Consider the following 12,737-nt stretch of genomic DNA (forward strand, 5'->3'; position numbering starts at 1 on the left):
ATTTGAAGGAACGAACGTGACCCTGATCTACGGCCATCGCGGCGCCAAGGGCGAAGCCCCCGAAAATACCCTGAAGAGTTTTCAGCAGTGCCTGTCCCACGGCGTCAACCGCTGCGAACTGGACCTGCACTTGTCGGCCGACAACGAGCTGATGGTGATCCACGACCCCACCCTCAAGCGCACCACCGGCCGCCGTGGCAAGGTGGTCGAGCACCCGGCCGCCGAACTGGTCAAGATCGATGCGCGCAAGGGCGGCCCTGGGCACGTGCAACCCTGCCCTATCCCGAAACTCGAAGAACTGTTCGAGAAGTGCGCCTTCGAGCATTGGCAGCTGGAGGTCAAGAGCGCCTCGCGCACCCGCGCCGCCACCACCGTACTGGCGATCCGCGAACTGGCGCAGCAGTACGGCCTGCTCGACAAGGTGACCATCACTTCGAGCTCACGCGAAGTGCTGGGTGCTGCCCTGGAGCTGGTACCGGATGTGAAACGCGGGCTGGTTGCCGAGTACGCCTGGCTCGACCCGCTGAAGGTCGCGCAGAACTATAGCTGCGAGCTGCTGGCGTTGAACTGGACGCTGTGCACCCCCGAGCGCCTGCTCAAGGCACAGGGTCAGGGCTTGCATGTGTCGGTGTGGACGGTCAACGAACCGGCACTGATGCGCCGGCTCGCTGACTTTGGCGTGGACAGCCTGATTACAGACTTTCCCGGTTTGGCCAAGACCACCCTCGGGTAGGGCTGAAATCGGTCTCCCCGACCGGCTCAGGCCACCGGCCGGAGCCGCTCAAAAAAGCCGGTTCAGGCCGTCGTAGGCAGCTACCCGATAGGCTTCGGCCATGGTCGGGTAGTTGAACGTGGTGTTGACGAAGTACTTCAGGTTGTTCTGCTCACCTGGCTGGTTCATCACCGCCTGGCCGATGTGGACAATCTCCGAAGCCTGATAGCCGAAGCAGTGCACCCCGAGCACTTCCAGGGTTTCACGGTGGAACAGGATCTTCAGCATGCCCTGCGGCTCACCCGCGATCTGCGCACGCGCCATGCTCTTGAAGAACGCCTTGCCCACTTCGTACGGCACCTTGGCCTGGGTCAGCTCCTGCTCGTTCTTGCCGATCGAGCTGATCTCCGGGATGGTGTAGATGCCGGTCGGCACGTCGTTGACGAAGCGCCAGCTGCCATTGTCGACGATGCTGCCAGCGGCCGAACGGCCTTGGTCGTGGGCAGCGCTGGCCAGGCTTGGCCAGCCGATCACGTCACCGGCACCGTAGATGTTCGGCACGCTCGTGCGGTAGGCCTCGTCGACCTCGATCTGGCCGCGGCTGTTGACCTTGATGCCGATGTTTTCCAGGCCCAGCTTGTCGGTGTTGCCGGTACGACCGTTGCACCACAGCAAGGCGTCGGCCTTGATCTTCTTGCCCGACTTCAGGTGCAGGATCACCCCGTTGTCCAGGCCCTCGACCCGCTCGTACTCCTCGTTGTGGCGTACGGTGATGTTGTTGTTGCTGAAGTGGTAGCTCAGCGCCTGGGAAATTTCCGAATCCAGGAAGCTCAGCAGCTGGCCGCGGTTGTCGACCAGTTCCACCAGCACGCCAAGGCCACTGAAGATCGAGGCGTATTCGCAACCGATCACGCCGGCGCCATAGACGATCAGCTTGCGCGGGGTATGGCTGAGGCTGAGGATGGTGTCGCTGTCGTAGACGCGCGGGTGGTGGAAGTCGATGTCGGCCGGGCGGTACGGGCGCGAGCCGGTGGCGATGATGATGTGCTTGGCGTTGAGCTTCTCGACCACGCCATTGGGGCAGACCACTTCGACGGTCTGCTCATCGGCGAAGCTGCCGGTACCGAAGAACACATCGACGCGGTTGCGGGCGTAGTAGCCGGTACGCGAGGCGACCTGCTTGGCGATGACCCGCTCGGCGCTCTTGAGCACGTCAGGGAACGAGAACCAGCGCGGCTCACCGATGGCACGGAACATCGGGTTGGTATTGAACTGCATGATCTGCCGCACCGAGTGACGCAGCGCCTTGGACGGGATGGTGCCCAGGTGGGTGCAGTTGCCGCCGACCTGACGGCGGCTGTCGACCATTGCCACCTTGCGCCCCGCTTTGGCGGCGTTCATTGCCGCGCCTTCACCGGCCGGGCCGGAACCCAGCACCACTACGTCGTAGTTGTAGACAGCCATGCGTACTCCTTCAGAACTGGCCCGGGGTTACGGTTACCCGCGGGACTCGATCATGCCGCCAGGGCGTCATGAGAAAATTCGGGTGCAGTCTAATCAAGCGTGAACGCCGCGCACATTAACCCTTGGTCGCGTCGTAGGCCAATTTTGCCTGCACTACATGTCATTTACCGATCCCTGGCGGCGATCATCCCTGCCAACGCTTTCAATCGCCTTTCACCGCCTGCTCGAATGCGGGGGTAGCTCGGGAGACGAAGCCACCTTCGGCCCGAGTCACCAAAACCGCAGCCAGATCATGGGCCACGGCGAAATCCCAGGCGCGCTCCGGCCCCAGGATCAGCAGCAGGGTCGAATAGCCATCGGCTTGAAGTGCCGAGCGATCGAGTACGGTGACCGCGGCCAGGTCGTGGTCGACCGGGCGCCCTAGGCGGGCATCGAAGGTGTGTGAATAGCGCCGGCCATTCTCCTCGAAATAGTGGCGATAGTCACCCGAGGTCGAAACCCCCAGGCCATTGACCGGGATGATCTGGCGGGCGACCTGGCGGTCCTCGCGCGGCAGCTCCAGGGCGATACGCCAGGGGCTTCCGTCTGGCTTGCGGCCCACGGCCTTGAGCTCGCCGGTGACTTCGGCGACGAAACGGCTCACACCCATGGCGCGCAGGCGCTCGGCGATCAGGTCGACAGCGTGGCCGGCAGCGATGCTGTTGAAGTCCAGTTGCACCGCGGCATCCTTGCACAGTGCCTGGCCGTCGATGCGCAGGTGGCGGTAACCGACGCGCTGGCGGGCCTGGGCCAGGGCTTGCGGGTCAGGCACCTGCTCGTGGCGAGCCTGCGGGCCGAAACCCCAGAGGTCGAGCAGCGGCTCGACGGTGAGGTCGAAAGCGCCGTCGCTCAGTTCGGCCAGGTGCTGGCCGAGGGCGACCAGTTCGAGCATGTCAGGCGGCAAGACCATGCACTGGTTGGCGGGCAGCAGGTTGAACTGGCTGACGGTGGAATCGCCGCGATAGGTCGAGTAATGCTGGTCGATGTCGTTGAGGATGGTCTCGACCGCCGCCTGGACCTGGGCCGGTGCCGGGCCGCCAGGCTCGCGGACGTACTGGATGCTGTAGCTGCTGCCCATGGTCGGGCCGCCCAGGCGCTCCAGGGTCGGGCCCTGGTTGCAGGCGGTCAGGAGCATCAGCAGGATTGAGAGAAGTGCACGCAATATCGAGGTCTCGATCGTCTGTACCGGCCTTTTCGCGGGCAAGCCCGCTCCCACAGGGATATCACAAGCCTTGAAACCAGTGATATCCCTGTGGGAGCGGGCTTGCCCGCGAAAAGGCCGGTACAACGACAACAAATGCCAGGCAAAAAAAACGGGAACCCGAAGGTTCCCGTTTTTTCATGCGCTTACAAGCGGATCAGCGTGGAAACGCTGGCGGGTTCACACCCGACATTTCTTCCATCACGCGAACCACCTGGCAGCTGTAACCGAATTCGTTGTCGTACCAGACGTACAGGACAACGCGGTTGTCGTTGGCGATGGTCGCCTCGGCATCCACCACACCGGCGTGACGCGAACCGACGAAGTCGGTCGAAACCACTTCCTGCGAGCTGACGTAGTCGATCTGCTTGTGCAGTTCCGAGTGCATGGCGGTCTGGCGCAGGTACTCGTTGATCTCGTCGCGGGTGGTCGGCTTCTCGAGGTTCAGGTTGAGAATGGCCATCGAAACGTTCGGCGTCGGAACGCGAATGGCGTTGCCGGTCAGCTTGCCTTTCAGCACTGGCAGTGCCTTGGCGGCAGCGGTGGCGGCGCCGGTTTCGGTGATGACCATGTTCAGCGGCGCGGCACGGCCACGGCGGCTGCCCTTGTGGAAGTTGTCGATCAGGTTCTGGTCGTTGGTGAACGAGTGAACGGTTTCGACGTGGCCGTTGACGATGCCGTACTGGTCGTTGATGGCCTTGAGCACCGGCACGATGGCGTTGGTGGTGCAGGAGGCTGCCGAGATGATCTTGTCATCGGCAGTGATGTCACCGTGGTTGATGCCATGCACGATGTTCTTCAGCGCGCCCTTGCCAGGTGCGGTGAGGATCACGCGGGCAGCGCCCGGGCAGGCCAGGTGCTGGCCCAGGCCGTCGGCGTCACGCCATACGCCGGTGTTGTCGACGATCAGCGCGTTTTCGATGCCGTACTGGGTGTAGTCGACTTCGCTCGGGCTCTTGGCGTAGATGATCTGGATCAGGTTGCCGTTGGCGGTGAGGGTGTTGTTGGCTTCGTCGATGGTGATGGTGCCATCGAACGGGCCATGCACCGAGTCACGGCGCAGCAGGCTGGCACGCTTGACCAGGTCGTTCTCGGCGCCTTTGCGCACGACGATGGCACGCAGGCGCAGGCCGTCGCCACCACCGGTCTTCTCGATCAGGATGCGCGCCAGCAGGCGGCCGATGCGGCCGAAGCCGTACAGGACGACGTCGGTACCCTTGCGGGCCGAAGCGTTCTGCTGGCCAACCACGTCGGCCAGTTCTTCACGGACGAACTGCTCGGCAGTGCGGCCGTTGCCTTCCTGCTTGAACTTGTTGGCCAGCTTGCCCAGGTCGACCGAAGCGGCGCCCAGTTTCAGCTCGCTCATGGCCTTGAGCAGGGGGAATGTCTCGTGTACGGACAGTTCGGTCTCGTCAGTTTGACGGTGACGCGCAAAGCGGTGGGCTTTGAGGATCGAGATAACCGAACGGTTGATCAGGCTACGGCCATAAATCGAGCTCACCACATTGTTGTTGCGGTAGAGCTGACCGATAAGCGGGATCATCGCTTCAGCCAGAGCTTCACGATCGATCCACTCACCAAGACACTGGTCGGGCTTCTGAGTCACGGGAACCTTCCACATGTAGGGACAGAAAAAAGGGGCTACATTATGACGCCCCTGCGCGTAACCGGCAATGAGCGCCTGTCGCCGATGGCAAAGCCCGCTGTTCATGGCCTGTCGAGCCTGACAGCAGGCACTGTCACCGGTACAATCGATCTCTTTGCCGCAACGCTTGGAGTGCAATCTCCCGTGTCAGTTCTGCGCCTACCGCAAATGTCGGCCACGGCCGGCAAACAAACCTGGGGCAACCTGCCCGGTGCCGCCCTCAGCCTGGCCATCGCCGAGGCTGCCAGCAGCGCGGGCCGCTTCACCCTGCTGCTGACCGCCGACAGCCAGGCGGCCGATCGTCTGGAGCAAGAGCTTCGCTTCTTTGCCCCGGACCTGCCAGTGCTGCCGTTCCCCGATTGGGAAACCCTGCCCTACGACCTGTTCTCGCCGCACCAGGACATCATTTCCCAGCGCATCGCCAGCCTCTACCGGCTGCCGGAGCTGAGCCACGGCATTCTGGTCGTGCCGATCACCACTGCCCTGCACCGCCTGGCGCCGACCCGCTTCCTGCTCGGCAGCAGCCTGGTGCTGGACGTGGGCCAGACCATCGACGTCGAGCAGATGCGCACGCGCCTGGAAGCCACGGGCTACCGCTGCGTCGACACGGTCTACGAGCATGGCGAATTCGCCGTGCGTGGCGCACTGATCGACCTGTTCCCGATGGGCAGCAAGCTGCCTTATCGCATCGACCTGTTCGATGACGAGATCGAAACCCTGCGCACCTTCGACCCGGAGACCCAGCGCTCGATCGACAAGGTCGACTCGATCCGCCTGCTGCCGGCGCGCGAGTTCCCCATGCAGAAGGAAGAGGTGACCCGCTTCAAGGCGCGTTTCCGCGAGCGTTTCGATGTCGACTTCCGCCGTAGCGCGATCTTCCAGGACCTGGCCAGCGGCATCATCCCTGCCGGCATCGAGTACTACCTGCCGCTGTTCTTCGAAGAAACCTCGACCCTGTTCGACTACCTGCCCGCCGACACCCAGGTGTTCTCGCTGCCGGGCGTCGAGCAGGCGGCCGAGCATTTCTGGAACGACGTGCGCGGGCGCTATGAAGAGCGCCGCGGCGACCTGACCCGCCCGCTGCTGCCGCCGGCCGAGCTGTTCCTGCCCGTCGAAGACTGCTTCGCCCAGCTCAAGCAGTGGCCACGGGTGGTGGTCAGCGCCGACGACATCGAAGCCGGCGCCGGCCGCGAGCGCTTCCCCGCGCGCGCCCTGCCCAACCTGGCCATCGAGGCCAAGGCCAACCAGCCGCTGGCGGCGCTGGCCGAATTCCTCGACCAGTTCAGTGGCCGCGTGCTGTTCACCGCCGAATCGGCGGGCCGCCGCGAAGTGCTGCTGGAACTGCTCGAACGCCTCAAGCTGCGCCCGCAGACGGTCGACAGCTGGGCCGATTTCATTACCGGCCGCGAGCGCCTGGCAATCACCATCGCCCCGCTGGACGACGGCCTGTTGCTGGAAGACCCGGCCGTCGCCCTGGTCGCCGAGAGCCCACTGTTCGGCCAGCGCGTGATGCAGCGCCGGCGCCGCGAAAAACGCGGCGAGGCAGCCAACGACGCGGTCATCAAGAACCTCACCGAGCTGCGCGAAGGCGCACCGGTGGTGCACATCGACCATGGTGTGGGCCGCTACCTGGGCCTGGCCACCTTGGAAATCGACGGCCAGGCCGCCGAATTCCTCACCCTGGAATACGCCGAGGGCGCCAAGCTGTATGTGCCGGTGGCCAACCTGCACCTGATCGCCCGCTACACCGGCAGCGATGACGCCCTGGCGCCGCTGCACCGCCTGGGCTCCGAAGCCTGGCAGAAAGCCAAGCGCAAGGCCGCCGAGCAGGTCCGCGACGTGGCTGCCGAGCTGCTCGACATCTATGCCCGTCGCGCCGCGCGCAAGGGCTATGCGTTTGCCGACCCGGCCGCCGACTACGCCACCTTCAGCGCGGGCTTCCCGTTCGAGGAAACCCCCGACCAGCAAGCGGCCATCGAGGCGGTGCGGGTCGACATGCTGGCGCCCAAGCCGATGGACCGCCTGGTCTGCGGCGACGTCGGCTTCGGCAAGACCGAAGTGGCCATGCGCGCAGCCTTCATCGCCGTGCACAGCGGCCGCCAGGTGGCGGTGCTGGTGCCGACCACCCTGCTCGCCCAGCAGCACTACAACAGCTTCCGCGACCGCTTTGCCGAATGGCCGGTGAAGGTCGAGGTGATGAGCCGCTTCAAGTCGGCCAAGGAAGTGGCCGCCGCCGCCGCCGAGCTTGCCGAAGGCAAGATCGACATCCTCATCGGCACCCACAAGCTGCTGCAGGACGACGTGCGCTTCAAGGACCTGGGCCTGGCGATCATCGACGAGGAACACCGCTTCGGCGTGCGCCAGAAAGAGCAGCTGAAGGCCCTGCGCAGCGAAGTGGACATCCTCACCCTGACCGCCACGCCGATTCCGCGCACGCTGAACATGGCCGTGGCGGGCATGCGCGACCTGTCGATCATCGCCACCCCGCCGGCGCGACGCCTGTCGGTGCGCACCTTCGTCATGGAGCAGAACAAGAGCACGGTCAAGGAAGCGCTGCTGCGTGAGCTGTTGCGCGGCGGCCAGGTGTACTACCTGCACAACGACGTGAAGACCATCGAGAAGTGCGCGGCCGAACTGGCCGAACTGGTCCCGGAAGCGCGTATCGGCATCGGCCACGGGCAGATGCGCGAGCGCGAACTGGAACAGGTGATGAGCGACTTCTACCACAAGCGCTTCAACGTGCTGATCGCCTCGACCATCATCGAGACCGGCATCGACGTGCCGAGCGCCAACACCATCGTCATCGAGCGCGCCGACAAGTTCGGCCTGGCCCAGCTGCACCAGCTGCGCGGCCGTGTTGGCCGCAGCCACCACCAGGCCTACGCCTACCTGCTGACCCCGCAGCGGCAGAAGATCAGCGCTGACGCCGAAAAGCGCCTGGAAGCCATCGCCAACACCCAGGACCTCGGGGCCGGCTTCGTGCTGGCCACCAACGACCTGGAAATCCGCGGCGCCGGCGAGCTGCTTGGCGAAGGCCAGAGCGGGCAGATCCAGGCGGTGGGTTTCACCCTTTACATGGAAATGCTCGAACGTGCGGTCAAGGCTATCCGCAAGGGCACCCAACCGAACCTCGAGCAGCCGCTGGGCGGTGGCCCGGAGATCAACCTGCGCCTGCCGGCGCTGATCCCCGAGGACTATCTGCCCGACGTGCATGCCCGCCTGATCCTCTACAAGCGCATCGCCTCGGCGGCCGACGAAGAAGGCCTCAAGGACCTGCAAGTGGAGATGATCGACCGCTTCGGCCTGCTGCCCGAGCCGACCAAGAACCTGATGCGCCTGACCCAGCTCAAGCTGCAGGCGGAAACGCTCGGCATCAAGAAAGTCGACGCCGGCCCCAATGGCGGCAAGCTCGAATTCGAGGCCGAGACCCCGGTCGACCCGCTGACCCTGATCAAGCTGATCCAGGGCCAGCCCAAACGCTACAAGTTCGAAGGCGCAACACAGTTCCGTTTCCTGGTCCCGATGGAACGCCCCGAAGAACGCTTCAATACCCTGGAGGCGCTGTTCGAGCGCCTGACCCCACAGCCTGCCTAAGGAAGATCCATGCGTAGCATCCGTTGCCTGACCCTGCTGCTCGCGCTGTTCGCGCCAGCCGCCTTCGCCGAAGGCATGTATCAGGTAGAAATGATTCTGGTGCGGCAGAACAGCGTGCCCGCCTTCACCAGCCAATATGCGCCTGAAAACTGGAGCGCCGGTGCCCCACGCCTGGACAAAGGCGCCGAACGCCCGCTGGCGCTGCAGGACGAGGCCACCCGGCTGGAGGCCACCGCCGACTACACCGTGCTGCTGCACAAGGCCTGGCAGCAACAGGTCGGCAGCGAGCCGAGCCGCATCGCGCTGGGTTCAGGTGCAGAGCAGTTCGGGCACTTCCCGATTGAAGGCAACCTGAGCATCACCGAGGGTCGCTTCATCGCCGTAGCGGCCAACTTCTGGGTCAACCAGCTCGACAGCAACGGCAACGTGCTGCAGAGCGAGCAGTTCAAGCAGAGCAACAGCAACATGAAAAGCGGCCTGCTGACCTTCCTCGATGGCGGCCACCTGGCACTGCTGCTGAAGGTCACGGCACCGGGCACGCCAAAGATGCCGGTGATGGACCCGGAGATGATGGAGCAGTGATGTGAGCGAGAGCGATGCGCAGTTCTTTGTCCGGGCACATGACGGCTGGACGCTGGCTTTTGACCGCAAGTCCCTGCAGCGCGGCCTGGACTATGCCGAAGATGGTAGAAGCGAGATCGTATCGATCCTCGACATGACGATCAGGGCTCAGTGCACGGGCTCCGAAGGTCGTACTTACTACCAGCGCATCACACTGGACATGACTGAAGATGGCCTGGAATGCGAGGGCACCTGCTCGTGCCCAGTAGGAGCAGATTGCAAACATTGCGCCGCAGCACTCTACTTGCTCGAGCGCGGACCAGATTACGCCGAGGGCGATCATGACGTCACTCACGCAACCGACGAGGCCGCCCAGCAGACCCTGGACCTACCCCCTGAACTGGCTGTCTGGGTTGAAGCCCTCGAAGTACCGGCAAAACCTGCAGAACCAGCCAAACGAAAAGGCCCCTCGCTCTTTTACGTTGTAAGCAGCGAGCATGGCCGATGCATGCTCAGCGTGTTCAAGGGCAGCGGCCAAGTCGGCGCCGATTTGAAGCTGGGTCGTCCAAGTTCGCTGCCGGAGCTGATCTACTACACACCGAAATATGTGGGCGATGATGACCTGCGCATACTCAGACTGATCGACTCCCTCAGCAAGGATTACAGCCTTCCCATAGCCAGGCTGGAAGGCAAGAAAGGTGCTGAACTGTACGAATATGCTCTCGCCACAGGGCGCCTGCTCTACAGCCAGCAGCAGACCCAACTCACACCAGGGCCGGACCTGCATGCCGAGTTTCGCTGGGTCAGACTTGATAACGGCAGCTATCGTGGAGCCTGGCACCATCATGAGAATGCCCATACCGTGGCACTTCCTCTCGATCCGCTTTATTACGTGGACGCCCAAACAGGACTCACTGGCAAGCTGCTGCATGATCTTGATCCCTTTGTTGCCAGCCAGCTTGCAAGCGCCCCCACTGTCCCGGAGCACTTGATAATCCCATTGAGCCACCGACTGAACGCGCTGAATCGCCAAGTCCCGACACCCACGACCGTGCGCAGCGTACTTTTGGATGACATCCAGCCAAATGCCCACCTGACCCTCGGCAGCCTCGAATTCAGTGCCTACACGCCCAAGACCGGGCGCATGCAGCGACAGATGCAGCACCGCGCCGCGCTGGCGTTCGACTACGACGGCCTGCGCGCCAGCGGCAGCGACGACAAACCACTGACCCGCCTGATCGACGCCACCAACCAGCGCATCCGCCGCCAGCCCCAGGCCGAACAGGCGCTGCGCAAGGTGCTGCGCGACCTCGGTTTCAAGCCTGCCACCCGGCAGAGCAAGGCCCTGCCCGACAGTGCTGGCGAGATGCTCCAGCTGCCCGACGACGAGGCCTGGCTGCGCTTCGCGCGCGACGGCCTGCCACGCTTGCGCGAGGCCGGCTGGGAGATCGACATCCACCGCGACTTCGCCTTCAACCTGCAGGAGGTGGACGATTGGTACGCCAGCATCGACGAAGCACCTGGGCATGAATGGTTCGACCTGGAGCTGGGCATCGTGGTCGAGGGCCAGCGCCACAGCCTGCTGCCGATCGTGCTGCAACTGCTGCGCAGCAACCCTGAGCTGTTGCGCCCCAGCGAGCTGGCACGGCGCAGCGACGACGAGCACCTGCTGATCGACCTCAACCGCGGCCGCCTGGACAGCCCGGCGCTGCGCGTCGCCCTGCCCTATGGCCGCATCAAGGCGGTGATGGGTACCCTCGGCGAGCTGTACCTGCACGAGGACGCGGTCGGCCCGAGCCTGCGCATGGACCGCGCCGACGCTGCACGCCTGAACGAGATCGCGCACTTGCCACTGCACTGGGAAGGCGGTGCCCATGTGCGCGACCTCGGCCGGCGCCTGCGCGATGCCCGCGACCTGCAGGTCGAAGTGCCGAGCGGGCTCAACGCCACCCTGCGCCCCTACCAGCAACAAGGCCTGAACTGGCTGCAGGCGCTGCGCGAAATGGGCACCGGCGGCATCCTTGGCGATGACATGGGCCTGGGCAAGACGCTGCAGGCCCTGGCCCACCTGCTGCTGGAGAAACAGTCCGGGCGCCTGACCGCCCCGGCACTGGCGGTGATGCCCACCAGCCTGGTGCCCAACTGGCTCGACGAAGCCCAACGCTTCGCCCCCGGCCTGCGCGTGCTGGCCCTGCACGGCCCGGGCCGCAGCAAGCATTTTGCCAAGCTGGATGAATACGACCTGGTGCTCAGCACCTATGCCCTGGTACCACGCGACCTGGAACACCTGCGCGCGCAAACCTGGCATGTGCTGGTGCTGGACGAGGCGCAGAACATCAAGAGCAGCACCAGCAAGGCCGCCCTCGCCGTCTGCGAGCTGCAAGCCAACCAGCGCCTGTGCCTGACCGGCACGCCGATGGAAAACAACCTGGGCGAGCTGTGGTCGATCTTCCACTTCCTCATGCCCGGCTGGCTGGGTGACGTGAAACGCTTCAATCAGGATTACCGCACCCCCATCGAGCGCCACGGCGACGTCGAGCGCCTGGCCCACCTGGTCAGCCGAGTGCGCCCGTTCCTGCTGCGCCGCACCAAGGAACAGGTGGCCACCGAGCTACCGGCCAAGACCGAAATGGTGCACTGGGTCGAACTCAGCGATGCCCAGCGCGACACCTATGAAGCGGTGCGCGTGGCCATGGACAAGAAGGTCCGCGACGAGATCGCCCGCAATGGCGCGGCACGCAGCCAGATCGTGATCCTCGACGCCCTGCTCAAGTTGCGCCAGGTGTGTTGCGACCTGCGCCTGGTCAAAGGGGTCGAAACCAAGGGCAACCAGGCTGACAAGGGCAAGCTTGGCGCGCTGCTGGACATGCTCGAAGAGCTGCTCAGCGAGGGGCGCCGGGTGCTGCTGTTCTCGCAGTTCACCTCGATGCTGGCGCTGATCCAGCAGGAGCTGGAAAAGCGCAAGATCCGCTACAGCCTGCTCACCGGCGACACGCGCGATCGACGCACGCCGGTACAGCAGTTCCAGCAGGGTGACAGCGAAGTGTTCCTGATCAGCCTGAAGGCTGGGGGTGTGGGGCTGAACCTGACTGCGGCAGATACCGTGATCCACTTCGACCCGTGGTGGAACCCGGCCAGCGAGAACCAGGCGACCGACCGCGCCTACCGGATTGGCCAGGACAAGCCGGTGTTCGTGTTCAAGCTGATTACCCGAGGGACGGTGGAAGAGAAGATCCAGGCACTGCAGCAGGAGAAGGCAGCGCTGGCGGCGAGCCTGCTCGATGGCGGGCAGGCGGGGCAGTGGCGGCTGGGGGATGAGGAGATCGACGCGCTGTTTGCGCCGCTGCCAGGCAAGCGCGGGCGGTGATGGCTTCGGGTGCATGCCTTTAGCGTTTGGTCGCCTGTGAGATCGAGCGCCGCCCGCGCGGCGCATCGCGAGCTAGCGCTCGCTCCTACGTTTGTTTCGGGCCAGTTATTCCTGGGGGATTTGCGCGCGTACGCTTTGGCGCATGGCGCGGTAT

General features: G+C 64.4%; 7 protein-coding genes. 4 read left to right on the top strand and 3 right to left on the bottom strand.

The window, feature by feature from the left end; genetic code table 11:
* Nucleotides 1–16: 16 nt before the first annotated feature.
* The gene (locus OCX61_RS19065; RefSeq protein ID WP_261940913.1) at nt 17–733 is read left to right on the top strand and encodes a glycerophosphodiester phosphodiesterase; all 717 of its coding nucleotides are present in this window, start codon (nt 17–19) and stop codon (nt 731–733) included.
* 48 nt (nt 734–781) lie between these two features.
* On the opposite strand, the gene sthA is transcribed toward OCX61_RS19065, so the two are convergent.
* The 3 genes from sthA to OCX61_RS19080 form a co-directional block, all read right to left on the bottom strand.
* Nucleotides 782–2,176 (bottom strand): Si-specific NAD(P)(+) transhydrogenase, encoded by a 1,395-nt coding sequence (gene sthA, locus OCX61_RS19070; RefSeq protein WP_261940914.1) that lies wholly within the window; start codon nt 2,174–2,176, stop codon nt 782–784.
* Nucleotides 2,177–2,378: 202 nt separating this feature from the next.
* On the bottom strand, nt 2,379–3,350 hold the full coding sequence (locus OCX61_RS19075) for an FAD:protein FMN transferase (RefSeq protein ID WP_261940915.1): 972 nt from the start codon (nt 3,348–3,350) through the stop codon (nt 2,379–2,381).
* A gap of 223 nt (nt 3,351–3,573) precedes the next feature.
* Nucleotides 3,574–5,037, bottom strand: a complete 1,464-nt coding sequence (locus OCX61_RS19080; RefSeq protein WP_261940916.1) for a glyceraldehyde-3-phosphate dehydrogenase — start codon at nt 5,035–5,037, stop codon at nt 3,574–3,576.
* A 168-nt stretch (nt 5,038–5,205) separates the two neighbouring features.
* On the opposite strand from OCX61_RS19080, the gene mfd reads away from it, so the two are divergent.
* The 3 genes from mfd to OCX61_RS19095 are packed head-to-tail and all read left to right on the top strand — an operon-like array spanning nt 5,206 to nt 12,583.
* Nucleotides 5,206–8,655 (top strand): transcription-repair coupling factor, encoded by a 3,450-nt coding sequence (gene mfd / locus OCX61_RS19085; protein ID WP_261940917.1) that lies wholly within the window; start codon nt 5,206–5,208, stop codon nt 8,653–8,655.
* Nucleotides 8,656–8,664: 9 nt separating this feature from the next.
* Nucleotides 8,665–9,237 carry a CsiV family protein gene (locus OCX61_RS19090; RefSeq protein WP_261940918.1) on the top strand — a complete coding sequence of 191 codons (573 nt, stop codon included), beginning with the start codon at nt 8,665–8,667 and terminating at the stop codon, nt 9,235–9,237.
* Between the two features lies 1 nt (nt 9,238).
* Nucleotides 9,239–12,583: a DEAD/DEAH box helicase gene (locus OCX61_RS19095; protein ID WP_261940919.1), complete on the top strand. Its 3,345-nt coding sequence runs from the start codon at nt 9,239–9,241 to the stop codon at nt 12,581–12,583.
* Nucleotides 12,584–12,737 lie beyond the last annotated feature (154 nt).

It is taken from the genome of Pseudomonas sp. LRP2-20, from assembly GCF_024349685.1.
Classification (GTDB): domain Bacteria; phylum Pseudomonadota; class Gammaproteobacteria; order Pseudomonadales; family Pseudomonadaceae; genus Aquipseudomonas.

What these genes read in the sequence shown, in the direction of transcription:
- OCX61_RS19080 (WP_261940916.1), bottom strand. Translation starts at nt 5,037, where the DNA reads ATGTGGAAGGTTCCCGTGACTCAGAAGCCCGACCAGTGTCTTGGTGAG.
- OCX61_RS19075 (WP_261940915.1), bottom strand. Translation starts at nt 3,350, where the DNA reads ATGCTCCTGACCGCCTGCAACCAGGGCCCGACCCTGGAGCGCCTGGGC.
- sthA (WP_261940914.1), bottom strand. Translation starts at nt 2,176, where the DNA reads ATGGCTGTCTACAACTACGACGTAGTGGTGCTGGGTTCCGGCCCGGCC.
- OCX61_RS19090 (WP_261940918.1), top strand. Translation starts at nt 8,665, where the DNA reads ATGCGTAGCATCCGTTGCCTGACCCTGCTGCTCGCGCTGTTCGCGCCA.